Genomic DNA, 21,411 nt, shown 5'->3' on the forward strand with positions numbered 1-21,411 from the left:
GGTTTTCATCATTTATTAGTCATGAAAATCATAAATTGCTCTTTTGTCATTCACGTTCCGCCATTCTACAATGTGATCACAGAAAGGAGTGATCCACTTGTATGGGATTGAATATTTAAGGCAAGAGCTGCTAGAAGAAGCATGCCGCATGAGGGCTTCTGATGTGCATATTGTGCCAAAAGAAAAGGAAGCTTCGGTGTCATTTCGTGTTGATTCAGATTTAATCCAGCAGCGAATGATTGATAAAAAAAGCGGAGAGCGGCTTATTGCACATTTTAAGTTTTTATCTTCTATGGATATCGGTGAAAAAAGGAGGCCGCAAAATGGCTCACTAGCTGTGATGCTAAGAAAAGGTCAAGTATTTATTCGGATGTCTACCTTGCCGACAGTGAATGATGAGAGCTTAGTGATTAGGATTTTACCGCAGGATCATGTTCCGAAAATAAAACATCTATCATTATTTCCGAAAGCCTCAGCCAGATTATTATCCTTTTTAAACCACTCGCATGGACTCATTTTATTTACTGGGCCAACAAATTCAGGGAAAACGACAACACTATATTCATTGATCCAGTTTGCAAAAAAGAATTTTAACCGAAATATTATTACACTTGAAGATCCTGTGGAAACAAGAAATGAAGAAGTATTACAGGTTCAAGTAAATGAAAAAGCCGGCATCACGTATGCCGCTGGGTTACGCGCTATTTTAAGACATGATCCAGATGTGATTGTGCTAGGAGAAATAAGAGATGCTGAAACGGCTAGAACGGCGATTAGAGCAGCACTGACAGGCCATTTAGTATTGAGTACGCTCCATGCAAAAAACGCAAAAGGAGCCCTTTATCGTATGCTTGAATTTGGTGTCACGATGAATGAACTTGAGCAAACGATGGTTGCGATTGCTGCGCAGCGATTAATCGAGCTCACCTGTCCTTTTTGCGGAGAAAGATGTCAGCTTTACTGTAAATTAAATCGACCGATCAGACGAACAAATGTATTTGAACTGCTGTTCGGAAAAGAGCTTGGTGAGTGTATCAAGGAGGCTAAAGGAGAATATGCTCACTCGTCATATGAAACACTGCAAAGATTAATTCGTAAAGGAGTGGCACTCGGCTATTTATCAAAAAACACTTACCATCGCTGGGTTTATGAAGAAGCGAGCCTCTAAAGTATGGTCTAAAAAGGATCAAGCTGAATGCCTATCAAAACTGGCTCAATTAATTCAGGCTGGATATACATTGATTGAGGCATTAGTGATGGTGAATATCCAGTTATCAAAACAACAGCGGCAGCAATTAAAACTAGGTATTCAGTGGCTTCACGAAGGCGAGCCTTTTTATGTAGTGCTGGAGAGACTCCATTTTCAGCGGGAAGTCATCGCTATACTATGTTTTTCTGAGAAGCATGGCAGTCTAGCCCGTGCTTTAGAACAAAGCGCCCGTTTTTTAGAGAAAAAAATCAAACAGTTAGACACGTTTAAACGTATGTTACGTTACCCGCTTTTCCTCATCTTCACGGTTTTGGTCGTGCTGGTACTCGTTCAGCAAATGATCATTCCTCAATTTTCTGTTTTGTACTCATCGATGGATACCCGCATGTCTTGGCTGATTCAAGGGATGTTTGGACTATTTCAATTCCTTCATGCTTTTCTGCTCATCACTAGTTGTCTGTGTATCTGTCTTATTGGATATTATGCTGTTTTTTTTAGGAAAAAGTCGACCCTTGAGAAATTGAGGGTGATGAGTAAGCTGCCTTTTTTATATAAAGGGATGCAGCTGATGCATACGTACCTTTTTTCTCTTCAGCTCAGCGGACTGCTTCAAGCTGGATTATCGATGTACGAAGGTTTGCAAGCTTTTAAACAGCAAAGCTACCTGCCTTTTCTTCAAGAAATAGGTGAACAAATGATGGAAGAGTTAAGAAAAGGAGAAAGCATGGCCCATCAAGTAAGCGTGTCTCCTTTTTTCGAAAAACATTTTGCAGCCATTATCAAGCATGGTGAAGCCAGCGGAATGCTTGCGAGAGAAATGTACACGTACAGCCAATTTCTATTAGAGAATGCAGAGCTAAAAATTGAAAAATGGATGTCTTGGCTGCAGCCAGTTATTTATGGGGTAACAGCACTTCTTATACTCATCGTGTATTTATCTATTCTTTTACCAATGTATCAACTAATGGAGCAAGTGTAAGAAGGAGGACAGAGATATGAATGATAAAGGATTTACCCTGTTAGAAATGTTAATAGTTATGCTCGTAATATCCATTCTTTTACTCATTACCATACCGAATATCACACGTCATCACCAAGCGATTCAGGCAAAGGGCTGTGAAGGGCTTAAATCAATGGTCAGCACACAAGTGATGGCATATGAATTGGAGCATGATGGGAAGACGCCATCTTTAGCTGAATTAGAAAAAGAAGGTTATGTCAAAAAGGGGTTAACTTGTCCTAATGGAAAAGCGATTGTCATTCAAAACGGCAACGTGAAGCATGAATAAATTATTTTTACATGAGAAGGGTTTTACCCTGATTGAACAGCTGATGATCTTACTTGTTTTATCGATTGTATTGTCGATCATGGGAGGGAAAATCCCAAATATAATAGAAAACGCTGAAGCCAAAAGACAAGTAAACATCATGAAACAAGATCTTCAAATGGCATCATATACTGCATTTATCAAAAAAACACGTGTACATGTTGGGATCCATCCGCCGCATGTATCTTATCAGGTAATAGATCAAAAGAGTAACGAAGTCATTGCTTCTTATCAACATAAAAAGGGCAGCATCAAAACTTCTACATTCTCGCAAGGTATCTATTTTAATGCAAACGGACATCCAAGCAGCGGTGGATCTTTCATTGTCGAATTTGGCAGTCAAACGTATAAACTCACGATTTATTTAGGAAGCGGGCGAATCCATGTTCAAAAACAATAGAGGATTTAGTACGTTTGAAACACTTTTTGCCTGTCATCTCTTTCTATTTGCTGCCCTAGTGCTCATGCCAGCCTATGAAAAACTCATGATGGGGAAAAAGGAAGTGAGAGCCAAGCTTGAAGCTTATCAGGTTTTACATGAACAGATGAATGAAGCGTTCATAAATGGGACAACATCTTCCATCAAAAAGAAGAGAGGCGAGATCACGTATGTTTTCAATTGGCGTAAACAGAAGGGATGTGTTTCATACAAAGTACAAAAAAAAGAGACCATATGCTTTCAGCATGTGGAGCGATGACAAAGCTTTTACCCTTTTACAAGCTTTGTGGCAATTGAAGCTCTTTCTATTTCTTTCTTTTGGCTGTGGACTGATCTTTTCAGCAGCGGAGAAAGCTCGTCCATTTGAAGACATCAACGGATTTTCTCAAATGGAGTGGAAACAGACTGTCCTGCAATTAGATGAGGAATTAAGTCGTGCCGATGCTGTGAAATCAGTGAAAGGTGGAAAAGCGTTAGAGTATATTTCTGATCAAGGGAGAGTGGTAACAATTGAGCCATATCAAGAGATGCTTCGAAAACGAACGGATCAAGCTGGACATCTTCCTTTATTGCATAAGGTGAAACAATTTCAAGTGAGAACGAGTCAGCATAGAGCCATCCTGAAAGTCACAGATGGATCTGGTAAGGTTCATGAAGCCGTTATTTTCACATATAAAGGGGTGGTTCCTAAATCGTGAAAAGAGAGGAAGGGTTTATCTATCCGCATGTGCTTGCGGCGATTTTATTTTTTCTCTTGATCCTAGGGGCGATAACGATGGGGTTTCAAAAAGAGCTGAGAAGTGCAGAGCTGACGATTTCTTTTTATAAAAAACAGCAGCTTTTTAGGGTGGGTGTGAGTGAAGCTGCCAGCACAGTAGAACGTATTTGTGCGAAACAGAAAACCCATATTGATACTGAAGAAGGCCGTGTGACACTGAAGCGGATGAAATGCGATCTTAAGAAAAAACTTGTCCTTGTTTTGGTGAAGGTGAAAACAAAGGATGGTTTATCTGATGAGCGGGAACTAATGCTGGATGGGCAGACCGATGTAATCATGAGATGGGCAAATCCTGATTAGCCAGTGTATAAAATCATCCTCTTCCTGGTAAGACTTGAAGGAAGAAGAGGTGAAAGTGCTTGAAAACAAATGACTATGTAAAATATATGACGCAGGAAATCATTAAATATATGAATACACCACGTGACGAACGGAAGGAACACAAACAAGAAAAAATAGAAACGAAACCGCCGTTTTCACAGCGTTTATTTGGGGTTCTACCGTTTGGCTTATCCATGATGCTTAAAAAACGTCAGCGCCATCGACGAAAGTAAAAAGCCGCCCAGCAGGCGGTTTTTTTATGCCACTTTAGCTGTATTCCTCCACAACAATCACTTTATTCACCTTGTTTGAGTAAGGGTTATAGGAAATGGTGACGAATACCCCAAATTCCTTTGTATGGTCTTTTAACGTAATATGATACTGTTTCACAGATTCCTTATCCCGGTGGCGGTCCCATACTTTTTGTTTAAATAATACTTGCGTTAGCGGGTATCTTTTTTTTGCTTCTTTGACTGCCCGCGTTTCCCATTGATCTGCGGCGGCAGTCAAACCTCTCGCATCAACGGGTTTGACCTCTAGAATCATAGAACTCAGCAGTAAACTGAGCATGATTATGATTTTTCCATATTTCACTTAACATCACCTCACCTCTTCATATCCTGACCAAATCCTACATTTTTATGTAAGTTTTAAGAAGTACAAATGTCACACAAAAAAATATTGAATATGGTGAAAAAATGAGAAAATGGGAGAATTTTCTCGTAATGGTTCTTGTTTAAGAACAAAATGGACTAATTTGACGTTTTGGGTTTTATAGGTATTTCCTTATACTGTATATAATCGTTCTTTTTAAAGAACAGTTGTTCAAGGAGTTGAAGGAATGAATGAAACAGTCGCTCTTTGTACTCTTTTGTGCCATTTGTTTGATTTTGACGTCTTCCCTCATGACACCAACGAATGCTTCTTTTAACGATGTTGAGCACAAAAACTTTGTCATGAAAACATGTGAAAATTTTGAACAGACAGATCAGCATTGTCAGCCTAAAAAATGGGATGAAAGTCAATTGGAGCTTATCGATCAAACGATGATCGAAGGAACAGTCTGCGCACCTCAAAAGCTGAGCATGACACTAAAAAATAGTGGACAGCCTATTGCGTACTCTGAATGGAAGTGGGAATTACATAAAATAGGAAATGGTCAGAAGCCATTACAAGATGGTCATATTCTTGAAAAGGGCTCCATAAAGTCCCTGTTATCGCAAGAAACAGCGACTGTCACGACAGATAAAGCAAAAACAAATGGAAGCTATGCATTTAAAATCTATTATCCTAAAGGGTTTAGCGCATCTGATCAGGCGTACTTTTGGTCTAAACCGATGGTGCTCTCAAAGTGTCAAGAAAAGGCGTCCTAAATGGAGCTGTCGTTTAAAGTGAAAAAATGATAGGCGAAGGGGAGAAGGGGTTATGAAAAAATGGATGAAGATGTCTGGGAGTATTCTTTATGTGATGGTGTTCACGGTGATGATAGCCTCTATTATTGTCGTGTTGTCATCAAGAACAACAGGGGGAGAACCTCAGATCTTTGGTTATCAATTGAAGCAAGTATTATCAGGTTCGATGGAACCAGAATTTTCAGCTGGGTCACTGATTGTTGTAAAACAGGTCGCCTCACCTGAGACGCTCAAAAAAGGAGATATTATTACGTTTCAAACAAAGCAGGATCAGTCCTTTGTGACCCACCGAATTGTTGGGGTGAAGGGAAAGGGTGCAAATAAAGCGTTTGAGACGAAGGGTGACAATAATATGTATCAGGACGGTACGCTGGTAAAAGCGGATCAGGTAACTGCGCAGTATATGGGAGTGAACATTCCTTATGCAGGAAAGCTTCTTTCGTATGCAGGGACATCAGCTGGAACTGCTTTGCTCCTTATTATACCAGGTGTCATGCTGCTCGTTTATTCAACCATTCATTTTGTGGGCGCAGCAAAACATCGTAGACACACGGCTGATGTACATATCTCAGAGGAACAAGCTTAAATCGTTTGTAACCTAATCAGGTTTCAATAAAACAATATATTAGGGGGTTTATTCATGGCAATGAAGAAATCAATTCGTTTAGGTGTATTATCAGGGGCTTTAGGTCTTGCATTAATTGGCGGGGGAACATGGGCGGCGTTTAATGATATTGAAAAGGCAAACGCGGTCTACTCGACAGGAGAGCTGGATTTATCTGCTAAAGAGAACTCCGGCGCCATCAACCTTTCGAACTTAAAACCTGGTGATCGGATCAAGAAAGAATTTCATTTTGATAATAAGGGATCACTAGCAATAAACCAAGTGCTGATGAGTCTTGATTATAGCCAGTTTACAGATGGATCTTCCGCGAAGAATGGCGGTAAAAATACAGCTGAAGAGTTTCTCAGCCAGTTTCAGGTGAGTGTTCTTACGGTTGGAGCCGAAGGTGGAAATGGTTATCCGAAAAATATTATTTTAGACCATGCAAACCTGCTTGACTTGCATCAATTAACGTCAAAACAGGATCAGACCGCATTTGAAAAGCTTCGTCATGCCGTCGATGAGAAGTTTTTACATGAAAGTGGGAAAATTAATGTAGCAACTGTTGATGGAACAGTGGCTCCAGAGTATGACGGCATTCCAAAGAATCCGTTTGATTACGATAAAATGGAAATGATCATTGAATTTATCAATGACCAGACGAAGGATAAAGCTGGTCACTATATCCAAAATAAATACCAAGGCGATGCGATTCAAATTGATCTTTCCTTCGAAGCGACTCAGTGGAATGGTTTAACGATCAATCCAAAAAAGCATACGGATGAAAAAGGCTACGTGAAAGAAAACGAAAAAGCACACAGCGAAGATAAAAAATAAAGCCAGTCTTTAGGCTGATATCAAGGTCTGCATAGCAATTGGAGGAGTATGCGCTAAAACGTGCGCTTTACTCCTCTTCTTGCTTTTTTCTCCAGATTTGATAATCTAAAAATTCACGAAATTGCTTTTTCGAAACCCCTGATGTCATTGCATCTCGAACTAGTTTTTCCCATTCACTATCTAATTGACCATCGTATTCGGTTTCATCTTTTTCGTTTAAAAGTGTATGAACCGAGACGTCCAGAACAGCGGAGACTTTTTCAAGAAATTGAATGGAGGGGTTTGTTTGCAAGTTTCTTTCTATTGAGCTTAAATAAGACTTCGCTACCCCAGCCTTTTCGGCCAGTTCTGATAGTGAGTAGCCTTTTTCATTGCGGTATTGTTTAATACGCTGGCCAATCAATGTCATCACCTTCCTTTCGATATTATAGCACATTCAGAAAGGTTTGATAGAATGACTTCTTACCAGAGGGGGAGACTCAGAGGACTTTTCATTTGATTTGAGGAAATGACGGACTTCTTCAACTGTTAGTCCTGCCTTGCGAGCTTCGCGTAATAATTGAACCCATTCACTGTCTAATTTGTTCGTTTTCTTTTCCATACAAATACCCTCCTAAAATACTGAATCATGTATTTCAGGCACTTAACGCATGAAATGGAAAGACATAGGTGGTAAGACCTCATAGTTTGCTTGCGTCATGTTTCCGCCCAATACAAACAGACAAACTTAGCTTTAGACTGATCGAAAATCGTATGTCACATAAAAGGGAGGGGACCATGAGTCAACCTCCTCTTTTTTGCTGTAAGTAAAAAAGTCCGCCATTTTCAATCGTAAGACTGATTTTTGGTTCGTATAAAGTTTTGAGTGCTTGTCTTTCTATTTCATATTCTACAGATGTGTCTGAAGTCCCTTCATAAAATTGGTTTAAAAGTTCGAAGTCTTCCTTCCATTTTTGAACGGCGCGCACTGCCCAGTCGTCCGGTTCCTCATGGGCATAATGCTCCATAAGGCTGTAGAGCCGTTTGATTCCGCTCTCTGGCTTAATCATTGTGCTCATCGTAAAGCAATAATCGGGAATTTGAGACGACAGCTCACGAGCTTCCAGCTTCTCTTGAAATTGTTCAATGACTTCTCCGCGAATGAGATGAAGGCCTAATGATAAAAGCTTATCCTTCTTCCGGTCTGCAAGGTAAGAAATTTTTACATTGAGACCAAGCCATGGCTCAAGGGCGATCTGGTTGTTCGTGAGCGGGCTGACTCGTTCATAAAGCCTGATAAAACGGCCCTGCTCTTTGACCGCCTCAAATATTTGAAATAACCGGGGGGAGCCGAAATGGATAAATTCACCACTGATCGTATCACCCGCTTTTTTTTGATCTGTGATCAAAGTCAATTGCCGCGGTTCAGGTACACCGCCAGTTTTTTCAAGCCAGTGCCAATAAAAAGGACGGTTCATAATCAATTTATCCATTTCAATTGTCAACTGTACGGTCATATGTCCTGCACTTTCTTCTAATATGCTGCATTGATTCGCCTTGAAAAAACGGAGAAGAAAGGTGTGAATGTCATGCTGCTCCATTGATCAACTCTCCTTTATGAGCCTTGCTGTCTTTTTTCTAAAAGTGGTGTTTGTGCTTCAGTTAAATAAGAAGCAAACTGGGTTAATTTCTTTTTCATGTCTCCGCCTGGTTCATGCTGGAAGAGGATTTGATGCAATTCTGTTTCGACATCTTTAATATCAATTCTTGTTAAAATATCATCTAAATCGCCTATGACGTTTTCAAACAGCTGAATTTTTTCATATAAAAGCTTTAAAATATGCTCTTCAACTGTTCCGCTCGTTGCCATATTGTAAATGTGGACATCTCGCTCTTGGCCAAGGCGGTGGATACGTCCAATTCTCTGTTCTAAACGCATCGGGTTCCAAGGGAGGTCGTAGTTAATGATTTGGTTACAAAACTGAAGGTTGATCCCTTCGCCGCCAGCTTCTGTCGCAATTAACACTTGCGCCCGTTCTCTGAATAAATCTTTCATCCAATCTTTTTTGCCCCGCTTAAAGCCGCCCCGAAATGGCACAGAGCTGATGCCATTTTGCTGTAGAAACCATTGTAAATAAATTTGTGTGGCGCGGTATTCGGTGAAAATAATGACCTTCTCATTTAACTGCTGAATGAGTTTGACCACTTCAAGCGCCTTTGAGTTTTGCTCCACTTGATTGATTTTCTCCATGATTTGTGTTATTGCAGAAGATCCGAGAATATGCTTTTCTTCTTCCTGCATTTTCTTAATCGTCATATAAACTGCTTCACGGCTTGAACAGCATTCTCGTTCCAAAGTCATAATGGAAAACATATGCTTTGTATAAGAAGGATTCTCTTTCAGCTTGCAGATTTCATCATACAATGCTTGTTCTGTCGGAGAGAAATCAATGGAAATCGTTTTGACATGCCGCTTTGTCCACTCGATGCCTGTGTCTTGTCTTCGGTTTCGAATCATCACTTTATTGACGAGCTGTTTTAATCGGTCATGGTCTTCAAGCTGCAAGTCCTTTTTGGCAAAGATATCTTTAAATTGATGTTCATTTCCTAGGTGGCCTGGCTTCAGAAGAGAAACAAGATTAAATATTTCTCCGATCCGGTTTTGAATAGGTGTGGCTGTCAGCAGCAGGCAGAACTTCTTATTCAGGTTTCTCACAAATTCATAGTTTTTCGTTTTATTGTTTTTCAGTTTGTGTGCTTCATCGATAATGACCATATCGTAGGCAATCGATAAAATCGTGTCTCGATGCGGCTGTCTTTTGGCTGTGTCAATAGAGGAAACGACAACGTCACACTGTTCCCACACATAGCTCTTTTTTTGTTCAACAGCATCAATATAAAATTTCGTCCGCAGCTCCTGTACCCACTGAGACACAAGGGAGGCGGGGACGAGAATGAGAATCTTTTTGGCAAGTCCACGAATCATGTATTCTTTGATAATGAGTCCTGCTTCTACGGTTTTTCCAAGTCCCACTTCATCTGCTAGAATGGCTTTCCCATTCATTTCTTCTACGACTCTTCTGGCTACTTCGAGCTGGTGCTTTAAAGGTGTGAATGCAGGCAGGTGCGCGGGAGCTTGCAGTCCCTCGAATGAATCAATGGCTGTGACTTTTTGAACCTGCGTCGCTAAACGATACATATCCCAGTTCGCCCAGGGGCCGTCTGCTGAAAGCCGCTGCTGAAATTCATTTGCCCATTCCTGATCAAAAATCGTTTGAATATTCAATGTGGTCGCCTGCCTTTCTTTCTAGTAGGATCTGATAAAATTGTTCTGTTTTTAAACGCTTCATTTTTTTGGAGGTCTCTAAAAGACTAGATATATGAATAAAAGCGAACGATATCGAAGGGTTATTTTAAAAATGTTAATGATTTTTCTGTTGCTCTTCATCCATTTCTAATGGTAGGATGTTGATAAGTGATCTAGAAAATAAGTCACCCATTTTGATAGTATGTCCAATAAATGTGAAAAATATGAGCGGATGATGGTATGGGGAGAGACTTGGCGGTTATTTTGCACTGGCAGGCGCCGAAGGAGCAAGCTGAATGATTCAGTGAATCTCTCAGGCAAAAGTACTCTTACCGGACGCAACTCTGGAGAGTGTTTGCTTAAGGGTTTTAGCAAACCACCAAAGGGGAAAACGCACAATGATATTGTGCTGTAAACTTTCAGGTGCAAGGACAGAGACTTCTTTTTGATAAAAGGGAGCGCTCTGTCCTTTTTTGCTGTGATTTTTTTCTGAAAATTCAGCTTGTATTTGCACTGTGAGAAAAAAGGGGGAAACGATTGATGTTGAAACGAACACCGCTTTTTCATGCGTATGAAACGTTTGGCGCAAAAACCATTGACTTCGGGGGCTGGGAATTACCTGTCCAATTTTCTTCCATTAAAGAAGAACATGAAGCTGTTCGAACAAAAGCAGGGCTTTTTGATGTGTCTCACATGGGTGAGGTGGAGGTCAAAGGTCAAGGTGCCCTTCCATTTTTACAAAGGTTATTAACCAATGATGTGTCTAAGCTGACAGACGGTAAGGCACTATATACAGCCATGTGTTATGAAGATGGCGGAACGGTAGATGACCTGCTCGTCTACCAAAAAGAAAAGAATCACTATTTGCTTGTCATCAATGCATCAAATATCGATAAAGACGTGGATTGGCTTTTGAAGCACCAAGAGAAGGATGATGTATTGATCAAAAATATGTCTGATCAAACCGCCTTGCTAGCGCTTCAAGGACCTCTTGCAGCTGACATCATCAAAGAGGTGGCGGGTGAAGAGGTGACATCGCTTAAACCATTTACGTTTTTATCAAAAGCTGAGGTCGCAAATAAAGAAGTGCTCGTTTCCAGAACAGGCTACACAGGGGAAGATGGCTTTGAAATCTACTGCCAGTCAGAAGATGCGGTTCACCTTTGGTCAGCTTTATTAGAAGCGGGGCAGCCAAAAGGACTCATTCCATGCGGACTCGGTGCACGTGACACCTTGAGATTTGAAGCGAGACTCCCGCTTTATGGCCAGGAGCTGACAAAGGATATCTCTCCATTAGAAGGCGGCATTGGTTTTGCTGTGAAAACGGATAAAGAAGCTGATTTTATCGGAAAAGCAGCACTTAAAAAACAAAAAGAAGAGGGACTGAAGCGAAAGCTTGTCGGCATTGAAATGATTGATAAAGGGATTCCGCGTACAGATTATCCAGTCTTTTCAGGAGAAAAGCAGGTTGGGATTGTCACAACGGGCACCCAATCCCCAACATTAAAGAAAAATGTCGGGCTTGCTTTGATCGAAACCTCAGTGGCGGAGCTTGGGGCAGAGGTGGAAGTACAAGTTCGCAAAAAAAGTCTAAAAGCCAAAATTGTCGCAACACCATTTTATAAAAGAGCCAAATAACGAGGGGGAACAGAGGATGAAGCACAGGTATTTGCCGCAAACAGAGCAAGATCAAAAAGAAATGCTGGATGTCATCGGCGTTCAGTCGATTGATGAGCTTTTTTCAGATATCCCAGAGAAAGTTCGATTCAAAGGAGCATACAACATCAAAGAAGCCGCATCTGAAACAGCGCTTGTCAGGGAATTATCCCGACTAGCTGCAAAGAATAAAGATACAGTTTCCTATGCATCGTTTCTTGGTGCAGGTGTATATGATCATTATCAGCCTGTCATTGTCGATCATGTGATCTCACGCTCTGAATTTTATACAGCGTATACACCTTATCAGCCGGAAATTTCGCAAGGTGAATTGCAAGCGATCTTTGAATTTCAAACAATGATTGCTGAGCTGACTGGTATGGACCTTGCCAACTCCTCGATGTATGATGGCGGGACGGCACTGGCTGAAGCGGCAATGCTCGCTGCGGGACACACAAAGAAGAAAAAAGTGGTTGTTTCTGAAACGGTTCACCCTGAATCAAGAGCGGTGCTGAAAACATACGCCAAAGGACAAAACATTGAAGTTGTTGAAGTGCCAGCGAAAAAAGGGCAGACAGATCTAGCTGCATTGGAAAAAGCGGTCTGCGATGATACAGCAGCAGTTCTCGTGCAATATCCAAACTTTTTTGGTGTAGTCGAGCCGTTAAAAGACATTGAACCTATTGCACATAAAGGAAAAAGCCTATTCATTGTCTCTAGCAATCCCCTCGCACTCGGACTATTGACGCCGCCTGGAAAACTCGGGGCAGATATTGTCGTTGGTGATGCGCAGCCGTTCGGCATCCCGGCTGCATTTGGCGGACCTCACTGCGGATATTTTGCTGTGACGAAAAAGTTGATGAGAAAAGTGCCAGGTCGTTTAGTCGGGCAGACAGAAGATGAAAATGGTGTTCGTGGATTTGTCCTGACCCTTCAAGCGCGTGAGCAGCACATTCGAAGAGATAAAGCGACGTCAAATATTTGCTCAAACCAAGCATTAAATGCATTAGCTGCTTCTGTTGCCATGACGGCACTAGGGAAAACAGGCATAAAAGATATCGCCTATCAAAACGTGCAAAAAGCCCATTATGCCAAGACGCAGGCAGAAAAATATGGACTGCAGGCGGATGTAGAAGGGGCGCATTTTAATGAATTTGTGATCAAGTTACAGGAGCCTGTAAAAGAAGCCAATAAACGATTGCTTGAAAAAGGAATCATCGGCGGCTACGACTTGGGGCTAGACTACCCAGAGCTTCAGCAGCACATGCTTGTAGCCGTGACAGAGCTAAGAACAAAAGAAGAAATTGATACGTTTATCAAGGAATTGGGGGATCGCCATGAATAAACAAGATCAGCCGCTTATTTTTGAATTATCTAAAGAAGGAAGAATAGGGTACAGCCTGCCTGATTTAGATGTACCTGAACAGGAGATCCCGTCTTTATTTGATGAGACGTACATCCGTGATGAGGATGCTGAGCTTCCTGAAGTATCTGAGCTTGATATTATGCGTCATTATACAGCATTATCAAGACGCAATCATGGGGTTGATTCCGGATTTTATCCTCTTGGCTCATGCACGATGAAATATAATCCAAAGATTAATGAAAAGGTTGCACGCCTTGCGGGGTTCTCGCAGGTTCATCCGCTACAAGAGGCAGACACTGTGCAAGGTGCATTAGAATTACTATACGATCTAGGTGAACATCTTGAAGAAATTACGGGAATGGACGCTGTGACATTACAGCCGGCGGCAGGAGCACATGGCGAGTGGACGGGACTCATGATGATCCGTGCGTATCATGAAGCAAGGGGAGATCATCAGCGTACAAAAGTCATTGTGCCTGATTCTGCTCATGGAACGAACCCGGCATCTGCGACAGTCGCTGGATTTGAAACCATTACCGTCGCATCTGACGAAAATGGGCTTGTTGATTTAGAAGATTTACGCCGCGTTGTTAATGAAGAAACAGCTGCTTTAATGCTTACAAACCCGAATACACTAGGCCTCTTTGAAGAAAATATTTTAGAAATGGCTGAAATCGTTCACGGAGCGGGCGGTAAGCTTTATTATGACGGAGCCAACTTGAACGCTGTTTTAAGCAGAGCAAGACCAGGAGATATGGGATTTGATGTTGTCCACTTAAATCTTCATAAAACCTTTACAGGCCCGCACGGAGGCGGAGGTCCTGGCTCAGGTCCTGTTGGCGTTAAAAAGGAATTAATTCCTTATTTGCCAAAGCCAGTGCTTGTGAAGAAGGAAGGCCGTTTTTACTTTGATCATGACCGTCCAGAATCAATTGGGCGCGTGAAGCCATTCTATGGCAACTTTGGCATTAACGTCAGAGCCTATGCGTACATCCGCTCTATGGGGCCAGACGGCTTAAAGGCTGTAACCGATAATGCCGTGTTAAATGCGAACTATATGATGCGCCGCTTAAGTGCTCATTATGATTTGCCGTTTGATCGTCACTGTAAGCATGAATTTGTGCTATCAGGTAAACGTCAGAAAAAATTAGGTGTGCGGACACTGGATATTGCCAAACGATTACTTGATTTCGGCTACCATCCGCCAACGATCTACTTCCCGCTCAATGTAGAGGAATGTATTATGATTGAACCGACTGAAACAGAATCAAAAGAAACACTTGATGCATTCATCGAAGCAATGATTCAAATTGCGAAAGAAGCAGAAGAGAATCCTGAAGTGGTGCAGGAAGCGCCGCATACAACGGTCGTGAAACGTATGGACGAAACAAAGGCCGCACGGAATCCAGTTCTCGTTTTTGAAAGAAAATAAAGAAAAAAGACTCAGGGGGAATCATGCTCCCAGAGTCTTTTTAGTTAGTTCTTCGTTTTAATGCGGCCGCCCCATTTTTTAAAGCCGCCTTTTAAATTATAAATCTCACGGCAGCCGTTTTTACGTAAAGTTTGGGCTGCTTTTCCGCTTCTAAAATTATTTTGACAATAGAGATAAACAGGCTTGTCAGGACGTATTTCATTTTTGCGCTGCTTTAGTTGGGAAAGGGGGATATTTCTTGCCCCTAAAATATGTCCGCCTTCAAACTCATTTGGCTCTCTTACATCAATGAGCTGGGCTTTGCGGTAACCTTTAATAAATTCTTCTTCCGTCAGCGTTTTCATAATGCGCTGCTGATAAATGTAGCTGCCGATGGAATAAAGAACGAAAAGTCCACAAAGTGCGAGGACGATATAGTTGAATATTGACAATACAACTCGACTCCTTCTTGAGCATCAGCACAGTAGCCTGTCTGATGGTACGTTTTAGACAAATACTATTATAGTAAAGCATAAGAAACTTGTCATCATAAATGGTAAGAATTATTTTCAATTCCGTCCCTATTTGATAGACTGATGAAGAGAGAAAACCGGTGGTCACCACCATCATCTAACATTGACTACGTAAAAGAGAAGGGATTTTATATGCAAAAAGAGAAATGGTGTTTCATTGATTCAGGAAACCAAGACCCTGCCTTTAACATGGCAATGGACGAAGCCTTGCTTTATTGGCATAGCGAGAAGCTCATTCCGCCTGTTATCCGCTTTTATGGATGGAATCCGGCGACATTATCTGTTGGGTATTTTCAGAACGTTGAAAAAGAAATCAACCTAGAAGCCGTCAAGCGATATGGTCTTGGATTTGTCCGCAGACCAACCGGAGGACGGGGAGTACTTCATGACCAGGAGCTGACCTACAGCGTGATTGTGTCAGAGGAACATCCAGAAATGCCAGCGACGGTGACAGAGGCGTACCGCGTTATTTCAGAAGGCATTTTAGAGGGCTTTAAAGAGCTGGGACTCGATGCGTATTTTGCCATTCCTCGTACAGATAAAGAAAAGGAAAGCTTAAAGAACCCAAGATCATCTGTATGCTTTGATGCCCCTTCTTGGTACGAGCTTGTTGTAGAAGGAAGAAAGGTAGCGGGCAGTGCTCAGACGAGACAAAAAGGTGTCATTCTCCAGCATGGATCTATTTTAATTGACCTTGATGAGGACAAATTGTTCGATTTGTTCCTTTATCCAAACGACCGGGTGAGAGAGCGGATGCAGCGAAGCTTTAAAAACAAAGCGGTTGCCATCAATGAAATCTCAGACCGAACATGTACAATAGACGATGCGCGTGCTGCGTTTAAAAGAGGGTTTGAAAAAGGATTAAATATTGAGCTTGAACCTTATGAGCTGACAGATGAAGAATTAGCGTTTGTCCATCATCTCGCAAAAACGAAATATGCCTCAGATGATTGGAATTACAAGCGTTAAGCCGAAGGACACTCCTTGTTTTTTAATGAACGATGGTGTAGAATTGGGTTGATTATTAAGTAAAGGTGCATTATGGAGGGGTTTTATGACTACACCTAGTATGGAAGATTACATTGAACAAATTTATATGCTGATAGAAGATAAAGGATATGCCAGAGTCTCTGATATTGCAGAAGCACTCGCTGTCCATCCCTCCTCTGTAACAAAAATGGTTCAGAAGCTAGATAAAGATGAATACCTCATTTATGAGAAGTATCGTGGTCTAATTTTAACCCCGAAAGGCAAAAAAATTGGAAAACGTCTCGTATACAGACATGAACTGCTAGAGCAATTTTTAAGAATCATTGGTGTAGATGAAGAGAAAATTTATGATGATGTAGAAGGCATTGAACATCATCTCAGCTGGAACAGCATTGACCGCATCGGCGATCTCGTTCAATTTTTTGAAGAAAACGATGAGCGATCTGTTCAGCTGAAAGCGATTCAAAAGAAAAACGAACAAACAAATCAAGAATCTTAATCAAAAAGGACACCCTCAGCATGGGTGTCCTTTTTGATTAAAGTTCTAATTGAAAGCAAAAGCTCCTACACTATTATTAGCGTGAAATCAAAGGGGGCTCCTTGATGAAGATAGATGGTGTGTTCTCAGGTGGAGGCATTAAGGGGGCAGCGCTTGCAGGTGCCTATGAAGCGCTTGAAGCGAGAGGATTTCAATTTGTCCGTCTTGCTGGTACAAGTGCTGGAGCAATCATTGCTTCACTCATCGCAGCAGGTTTTACAAGCCAGGAAATTCGCACGCTTTTAGATGAAATGGATGAGCATCAATTGCTTGATAGGAGATGTCAATTCATCCCCTTTAAAATGCTCAGGTGGGTATCCATTTACTGGCGTCTCGGTCTTTATAAAGGAGACCGGCTGGAAAAATGGCTGACTGATGTGCTAAAACGAAAGGGGGTCACCGTGTTTGGAGACCTCAAAAAAGATTCACTGAAAATCGTTGCGTCCGATTTAACGAATGGAAAAATCCTTGTGCTGCCAGACGACCTTCCTTCATATGGCTTAAATCCAGAGCGGTTTTCCGTGGCGAGGGCTATTCGAATGAGCTGCAGCCTGCCGTATTTTTTCGAACCTGTCAAACTGAAGTCATCAAAAGGCATTTGTACCATTGTAGATGGAGGAGTGCTGAGCAATTTTCCAATTTGGCTGTTTGCTGAAGAGAAAAAAAGACCGTTCGTCGGTGTCACATTAACGCCAAACGAAAAAGAACGCCCTCAACACTCCATCCGCAATGCGTTTGAACTGTTTGGCGCTCTTTTTGAAACGATGCGTGGTGCTCATGACGAAAGACATATCGCCACAAAACACGAACGTCATATTATTTTTATTCCTGTAGAACACGTCATTGCCACTGATTTTCAACTCATGACAGAAAAGAAAAAGGCGCTCGTCGATCTAGGCAGACAGAAGGCCGAGCAATTTTTAAAAAGCTGGACATTTTAAAATAAGGCGCGATTCTTCTTTTTGTTTTTCTTGCCTTCAATCACAGTCAAATGTGTTTGGCTTTTCTTTTTGAGAAGGACGGGCTTAGACTTGTGGTCAGTCGGCACGCTTCGCAAATGAGTGACCCGATTTTTCATCTGGCTTTTCGTTTTTGGTTTAGGCTGCTGGTAGCGACGTTTTGATTGTTTGACTGCTTTACGATAAAGATTGCCCTCTGTTCCAGTTCTTCGATTCATCAGCCATCTAAATAGGAAAAACAAAACCGCTCCAATGATCACAACAGACAGCAGCATGGTAAAAAGTCTGCCTGGGTTCGTTGTGAGTAAGTACACAAATCCCAAAACACCTAAAGCGAAAATAATGGTAAAAGCAGGATGTACTCGGCGATTCATAACTGTCCACCTCCGAAGGAATTTACCGGATTTATAAGTTAGATCACTTGATGAGCAGAATCTGACGCTTGTTTCAGAGATACTTCCTCTAAACGAAGAAGTTCATTAAAACTTGCAATGGCTACCTCGACTTGATCGTCAGAAGGTTCTTTTGTTGTGAGCAATTGCAGCCAAAGGCCAGGATAGCCAAGCGCTTTAAGCACAGGCACTTCTCGGAGTTTGTTCGTGAATTGAAGCACTTCAAATGAAATGCCCAGAACAACCGGAATAAGTGCCAAGCGGTTCAGAACTCTCACCCATAAAGGATCTGTCGGTACGAGTAAATAGACGAACATCCCGACAATGACAGTGAATAAAATAAAGCTGCTGCCGCATCGATAATGCAGACGGGATTGCTTTTGGACATTTTCCACTGTGATGTCAAGGTTCTGTTCATAGCAGTTTATGACTTTATGTTCTGCCCCATGATATTGAAATACTCTTTTAATTAAAGGGGTCATGGAAATAAAGTAAATATAGCCTAATAAAAGGACCAATTTGAAGAATGTTTCCACTGCGATTTGTGCGAAATTCCCTGAAAAGATGGGACGCACAAGCTCTGCTAAAAAGACAGGTACCAAGGTAAAGACAAATTTACTAAAGAGTAGAGAGAGAACTCCGATCACAGCAATGCCGAAGATCATGGATAATTTCGAGCTTTTTTGTTCTTTTTCAAGAGTATGATCTTCAGAAGGATCTAAGTCATATCGCTCACTGGAGAAGTTTAAGTGCTTACTGCCGTTTGCGCTTGCTTCAACAAGTGCAGCAACACCCCTGACAAAGGGGATTTTCTTGAGAAAGGCGGTTCGTTTATTGGAGGTCCGGGGAAGCTTCAAAAACTCAATGGACTGGTCCTTCCGCCGAATCGCTGTCACATAGTTCTTCCTACCTCCGAACATGACACCTTCGACAACTGCCTGCCCTCCATAAGCTGGAGGTTTTGTTTGATTGGACATATTTCATCAACCTGCCTGTTTCCTGTAATTTACATGCATTTCCTTATACCTTTATTGTACAGGAAATGAGGGGAAATCACTAGCTCACAGGTCGATTATCTACTAGAATTCTATCTACCTCTTTTTAGCCAGTATACCCTGTTTTAAAAATTTTACACTCATGCATGGAAATCCTTTTTTTTATGACATTTTGGACATACTACTTGCTGGAGGTGTTCACAAATGAAACGTGATGAAAAGAAAAACCAAGAAGAAAAAAATCAGTCCGTGCAAACGACATCACTTGTGGCAAGAGCAGCTGCTACAGGTTTTGTCGGCGGTGTTTTTTGGGGCTTTATCGGGTTTCTGGCCTATGTGTTTCATTTTTCAGAGGTGAGTCCCAATATGCTGCTTCAGCCATTTGTGCTTGGAGAATGGAAAAAGGGAGGACTTGGTACTTTTATCAGTATTGTGCTGTTAGGAGTTTTATCGATTGGAGCCGCCTTTATTTATTTTGGGCTTTTAAAAAGGATTAAAGGCTTTTGGATGGGTTTAGTATATGGCGGGCTTTTATGGCTGCTCGTTTTTTACGTATTTAATCCCATTTTCCCAGATGTAAAGCAAGTACAAGAGTTGCAGCAAAGCACCATTGTTACGACATTTTGCCTATATATTTTATATGGCATGTTTGTCGGGTACAGCATTTCGTTTGAATATAATGAATTGACGAGTCAGAAGCTTGCGAGGGCACTCGGGAAAAAGCCAGAATAAAGTGTAAATCACCTATTCATATGATAAAATATTTTTGGAAACGAAAGGTTTCTAAGGAAAAAGAAACAGATCTCGATATAGATTGAATTAGGGTGAAGGAGTGGTCATATGCCTCATTTTCTTGTACTGAATGGACCCAATTTAAATAGGCTTGGCAAAAGAGAGCCTGCTGTTTATGGAAGTAAGACGCTGACAGATTTAGAGACGGATTTGTTCCAGTTCGCAGAACGAGCAAACATCCAACTAACGTTCTTTCAATCAAATCACGAAGGGGATTTGATTGATGCGCTCCATGAAGCAGAAGATCAATACGATGGTGTCGTGTTTAACCCGGGTGCATTTACCCACTACAGCTATGCGCTGAGAGATGCCATTGCAAGTATTTCTTTATCAGTCATTGAAGTACATATCACAAATGTTCATAAGAGAGAGGAATTCCGCCATCATTCTGTACTTGCGCCAGTATGCCAAGGACAAATCGTTGGGCTTGGCTTAGAAGGGTATAAATTGGCGATTCGTTATTTAGTCAGTGAAGGGGGAGCAGTATCATGAAACTTGAAAAACTAAGAGCACTTTTAAGTGAATTAGAGATCGATGGCCTTGTCATTACGAGCAGTTTTAATTTACAGTATATGACCAGCTTTACCGGATCAGCCGGTCTTGCTGTCGTTTCAAAGGACCGGGCAGCTTTTATCACGGACTTCCGCTATACAGAGCAAGCGAAGGATCAAGTCAAAGGCTATGACATCATTGAACATAAAGGAAACATTGCGGAAACGGCTGCCCAAACGGCAAAGGAATTTGGGGTGAAACGCCTTGGGTTCGAACAAAACCATATGACATTTGCCACGTATCAGCAATACGCAGCCAAAGCAGACGGTATAGAGCTTGTTCCAGTCTCTGAATCAGTTGAAAAGTTGCGCTTGATTAAGTCTAGTGAAGAGATTAAGATATTAGAGGAAGCTGCGAAGATTGCAGATCACGCCTTTGATCATATTCTCACTTACATCAAGCCGGGCCTGACGGAAATTGCTGTCATGAACGAGCTTGAATTTTTCATGAGAAAAGAAGGGGCTGAAGGATCTTCATTCGATACGATTATTGCCTCAGGTGTTCGTTCAAGCCTGCCGCACGGAAGAGCGAGTGAAAAGGTGATCGAATCTGGAGATTTAGTGACACTCGATTTCGGTGCTTACTATAAAGGCTATTGTTCTGATATGACAAGAACGATTGCTGTCGGAACACCAAGCGACAAGCTAAAGGAAATTTATCATATCGTATTAGAAGCAGAGAACGCTGGTGTGGATAGAATCAAGCCAGGCTTAACAGGAAAAGAAGCTGATCGCATCACACGAGACATCATTGAAAAGTATGGCTATGGTCAATACTTTGGGCATTCAACCGGGCACGGGCTAGGTATGGAAGTACATGAAGCGCCAGGCCTTTCCTTACGATCAGAGGTCGTTTTAGAAGAGGGAATGGTCGTCACAGTTGAGCCGGGGATTTACTTGCCAGATGTCGGCGGCGTGAGAATTGAGGATGATATTGTCCTGACAGCTGACGGCAATAAACGATTGACCCACTCACCGAAAGAACTTATCATATTATGATGGTGAAATGTAGG

28 protein-coding genes and 2 riboswitches are annotated in these 21,411 nt (G+C 41.7%); of the genes, 20 read left to right on the forward strand and 8 right to left on the reverse strand.

The window, feature by feature from the left end:
• Positions 1–97 precede the first annotated feature (97 nt).
• Genes comGA through JJ692_RS09760 form a run of 8 tightly spaced genes read left to right on the forward strand, consistent with a single transcriptional unit; the run spans position 98 to position 4,309 of the window.
• Positions 98–1,168 (forward strand): competence type IV pilus ATPase ComGA, encoded by a 1,071-nt coding sequence (gene comGA / locus JJ692_RS09730; RefSeq protein WP_103131947.1) that lies wholly within the window; start codon positions 98–100, stop codon positions 1,166–1,168.
• Positions 1,149–2,189 (forward strand): competence type IV pilus assembly protein ComGB, encoded by a 1,041-nt coding sequence (comGB, locus tag JJ692_RS09735; protein ID WP_103131948.1) that lies wholly within the window; start codon positions 1,149–1,151, stop codon positions 2,187–2,189. Before comGA ends, comGB begins: the two co-directional genes overlap by 20 nt.
• A 16-nt stretch (positions 2,190–2,205) precedes the next feature.
• Positions 2,206–2,499 (forward strand): competence type IV pilus major pilin ComGC, encoded by a 294-nt coding sequence (gene comGC, locus JJ692_RS09740; protein WP_024422977.1) that lies wholly within the window; start codon positions 2,206–2,208, stop codon positions 2,497–2,499.
• Positions 2,492–2,938 (forward strand): competence type IV pilus minor pilin ComGD, encoded by a 447-nt coding sequence (comGD, locus tag JJ692_RS09745; protein WP_103131949.1) that lies wholly within the window; start codon positions 2,492–2,494, stop codon positions 2,936–2,938. The genes comGC and comGD overlap by 8 nt, the downstream gene beginning before the upstream one ends.
• On the forward strand, positions 2,922–3,236 hold the full coding sequence (comGE, locus tag JJ692_RS19140) for a competence type IV pilus minor pilin ComGE (RefSeq protein WP_087978326.1): 315 nt from the start codon (positions 2,922–2,924) through the stop codon (positions 3,234–3,236). Before comGD ends, comGE begins: the two co-directional genes overlap by 17 nt.
• Entirely contained in the window at positions 3,223–3,675 is a 453-nt protein-coding gene (gene comGF / locus JJ692_RS09750; RefSeq protein WP_206534463.1) for a competence type IV pilus minor pilin ComGF, read from the forward strand. The genes comGE and comGF overlap by 14 nt, the downstream gene beginning before the upstream one ends.
• Positions 3,672–4,055, forward strand: a complete 384-nt coding sequence (locus JJ692_RS09755; protein ID WP_073206276.1) for a competence type IV pilus minor pilin ComGG — start codon at positions 3,672–3,674, stop codon at positions 4,053–4,055. The genes comGF and JJ692_RS09755 overlap by 4 nt, the downstream gene beginning before the upstream one ends.
• 59 nt (positions 4,056–4,114) lie before the next feature.
• The gene (locus JJ692_RS09760; protein WP_024422974.1) at positions 4,115–4,309 is read left to right on the forward strand and encodes a YqzE family protein; all 195 of its coding nucleotides are present in this window, start codon (positions 4,115–4,117) and stop codon (positions 4,307–4,309) included.
• Between the two features lie 34 nt (positions 4,310–4,343).
• Here JJ692_RS09760 and JJ692_RS09765 read toward each other — a convergent pair whose 3' ends face one another.
• On the reverse strand, positions 4,344–4,622 hold the full coding sequence (locus JJ692_RS09765) for a DUF3889 domain-containing protein (protein ID WP_171464609.1): 279 nt from the start codon (positions 4,620–4,622) through the stop codon (positions 4,344–4,346).
• A gap of 299 nt (positions 4,623–4,921) precedes the next feature.
• Between JJ692_RS09765 and tapA the strand changes: the two genes are divergently transcribed.
• From tapA to tasA, 3 genes are read left to right on the forward strand one after another with little or no spacing between them, the layout of a single operon-like run.
• On the forward strand, positions 4,922–5,449 hold the full coding sequence (gene tapA, locus JJ692_RS09770) for an amyloid fiber anchoring/assembly protein TapA (protein WP_073206271.1): 528 nt from the start codon (positions 4,922–4,924) through the stop codon (positions 5,447–5,449).
• Positions 5,450–5,501: 52 nt separating this feature from the next.
• The gene (gene sipW / locus JJ692_RS09775; RefSeq protein ID WP_024422971.1) at positions 5,502–6,074 is read left to right on the forward strand and encodes a signal peptidase I SipW; all 573 of its coding nucleotides are present in this window, start codon (positions 5,502–5,504) and stop codon (positions 6,072–6,074) included.
• Positions 6,075–6,128: 54 nt separating this feature from the next.
• Positions 6,129–6,929: a biofilm matrix protein TasA gene (tasA, locus tag JJ692_RS09780; RefSeq protein WP_024422970.1), complete on the forward strand. Its 801-nt coding sequence runs from the start codon at positions 6,129–6,131 to the stop codon at positions 6,927–6,929.
• A 67-nt stretch (positions 6,930–6,996) separates the two neighbouring features.
• Here the strand turns inward: tasA and sinR are convergent, their stop codons facing one another.
• The 4 genes from sinR to JJ692_RS09800 form a co-directional block, all read right to left on the reverse strand.
• Positions 6,997–7,332, reverse strand: coding sequence for a transcriptional regulator SinR (gene sinR / locus JJ692_RS09785; protein WP_024422969.1), 336 nt, complete (start codon positions 7,330–7,332; stop codon positions 6,997–6,999).
• A 33-nt stretch (positions 7,333–7,365) separates the two neighbouring features.
• Complete coding sequence (locus JJ692_RS09790) at positions 7,366–7,530, reverse strand: anti-repressor SinI family protein (RefSeq protein ID WP_073206269.1); 165 nt, start codon at positions 7,528–7,530, stop codon at positions 7,366–7,368.
• Positions 7,531–7,711: 181 nt separating this feature from the next.
• Positions 7,712–8,509 carry a YqhG family protein gene (locus JJ692_RS09795; protein ID WP_024427993.1) on the reverse strand — a complete coding sequence of 266 codons (798 nt, stop codon included), beginning with the start codon at positions 8,507–8,509 and terminating at the stop codon, positions 7,712–7,714.
• Between the two features lie 14 nt (positions 8,510–8,523).
• Entirely contained in the window at positions 8,524–10,194 is a 1,671-nt protein-coding gene (locus tag JJ692_RS09800; protein ID WP_024427994.1) for a DEAD/DEAH box helicase, read from the reverse strand.
• Between the two features lie 253 nt (positions 10,195–10,447).
• A riboswitch (glycine riboswitch) is annotated at positions 10,448–10,554 on the forward strand.
• Between the two features lie 3 nt (positions 10,555–10,557).
• A riboswitch (glycine riboswitch) is annotated at positions 10,558–10,652 on the forward strand.
• A 103-nt stretch (positions 10,653–10,755) separates the two neighbouring features.
• Between JJ692_RS09800 and gcvT the strand changes: the two genes are divergently transcribed.
• From gcvT to gcvPB, 3 genes are read left to right on the forward strand one after another with little or no spacing between them, the layout of a single operon-like run.
• Entirely contained in the window at positions 10,756–11,853 is a 1,098-nt protein-coding gene (gcvT, locus tag JJ692_RS09805) for a glycine cleavage system aminomethyltransferase GcvT (protein ID WP_073206266.1), read from the forward strand.
• Between the two features lie 16 nt (positions 11,854–11,869).
• On the forward strand, positions 11,870–13,216 hold the full coding sequence (gene gcvPA, locus JJ692_RS09810) for an aminomethyl-transferring glycine dehydrogenase subunit GcvPA (protein WP_024427996.1): 1,347 nt from the start codon (positions 11,870–11,872) through the stop codon (positions 13,214–13,216).
• Positions 13,209–14,669, forward strand: coding sequence for an aminomethyl-transferring glycine dehydrogenase subunit GcvPB (gene gcvPB, locus JJ692_RS09815; RefSeq protein WP_041106844.1), 1,461 nt, complete (start codon positions 13,209–13,211; stop codon positions 14,667–14,669). Before gcvPA ends, gcvPB begins: the two co-directional genes overlap by 8 nt.
• 44 nt (positions 14,670–14,713) lie before the next feature.
• Here gcvPB and JJ692_RS09820 read toward each other — a convergent pair whose 3' ends face one another.
• Positions 14,714–15,094, reverse strand: coding sequence for a rhodanese-like domain-containing protein (locus JJ692_RS09820; RefSeq protein ID WP_087978357.1), 381 nt, complete (start codon positions 15,092–15,094; stop codon positions 14,714–14,716).
• Between the two features lie 219 nt (positions 15,095–15,313).
• On the opposite strand from JJ692_RS09820, the gene JJ692_RS09825 reads away from it, so the two are divergent.
• The 3 genes from JJ692_RS09825 to JJ692_RS09835 all read left to right on the forward strand — a co-directional run bounded on the left by JJ692_RS09825 (position 15,314) and on the right by JJ692_RS09835 (position 17,650).
• Positions 15,314–16,150, forward strand: a complete 837-nt coding sequence (locus tag JJ692_RS09825; RefSeq protein WP_024422962.1) for a lipoate--protein ligase family protein — start codon at positions 15,314–15,316, stop codon at positions 16,148–16,150.
• A gap of 85 nt (positions 16,151–16,235) precedes the next feature.
• A complete protein-coding gene (gene mntR, locus JJ692_RS09830) occupies positions 16,236–16,670 on the forward strand; it encodes a transcriptional regulator MntR (protein WP_024422961.1) in 435 nt (144 codons plus the stop codon).
• A 104-nt stretch (positions 16,671–16,774) separates the two neighbouring features.
• Positions 16,775–17,650, forward strand: a complete 876-nt coding sequence (locus tag JJ692_RS09835) for a patatin-like phospholipase family protein (protein WP_024422960.1) — start codon at positions 16,775–16,777, stop codon at positions 17,648–17,650.
• Here the strand turns inward: JJ692_RS09835 and JJ692_RS09840 are convergent.
• Together JJ692_RS09840 and JJ692_RS09845 are read right to left on the reverse strand one after the other, a co-directional pair.
• Positions 17,647–18,042, reverse strand: coding sequence for an SA1362 family protein (locus JJ692_RS09840; protein ID WP_024422959.1), 396 nt, complete (start codon positions 18,040–18,042; stop codon positions 17,647–17,649). The genes JJ692_RS09835 and JJ692_RS09840 overlap by 4 nt on opposite strands.
• A 38-nt stretch (positions 18,043–18,080) precedes the next feature.
• Positions 18,081–19,037 carry a DUF1385 domain-containing protein gene (locus tag JJ692_RS09845; protein WP_073206263.1) on the reverse strand — a complete coding sequence of 319 codons (957 nt, stop codon included), beginning with the start codon at positions 19,035–19,037 and terminating at the stop codon, positions 18,081–18,083.
• Positions 19,038–19,259: 222 nt separating this feature from the next.
• On the opposite strand from JJ692_RS09845, the gene JJ692_RS09850 reads away from it, so the two are divergent.
• The 3 genes from JJ692_RS09850 (at position 19,260) to JJ692_RS09860 (ending at position 21,397) form a co-directional block, all read left to right on the forward strand.
• Positions 19,260–19,787, forward strand: a complete 528-nt coding sequence (locus JJ692_RS09850; protein WP_073206260.1) for a YqhR family membrane protein — start codon at positions 19,260–19,262, stop codon at positions 19,785–19,787.
• 108 nt (positions 19,788–19,895) lie between these two features.
• Entirely contained in the window at positions 19,896–20,339 is a 444-nt protein-coding gene (gene aroQ, locus JJ692_RS09855; RefSeq protein WP_024422956.1) for a type II 3-dehydroquinate dehydratase, read from the forward strand.
• The gene (locus tag JJ692_RS09860; protein WP_241257926.1) at positions 20,336–21,397 is read left to right on the forward strand and encodes a M24 family metallopeptidase; all 1,062 of its coding nucleotides are present in this window, start codon (positions 20,336–20,338) and stop codon (positions 21,395–21,397) included. Before aroQ ends, JJ692_RS09860 begins: the two co-directional genes overlap by 4 nt.
• Positions 21,398–21,411: the final 14 nt, after the last annotated feature.

Origin of the sequence: Bacillus sp. 3a, from assembly GCF_017161885.1 — a bacterium.
Lineage (GTDB): Bacteria > Bacillota > Bacilli > Bacillales > Bacillaceae > Bacillus > Bacillus safensis.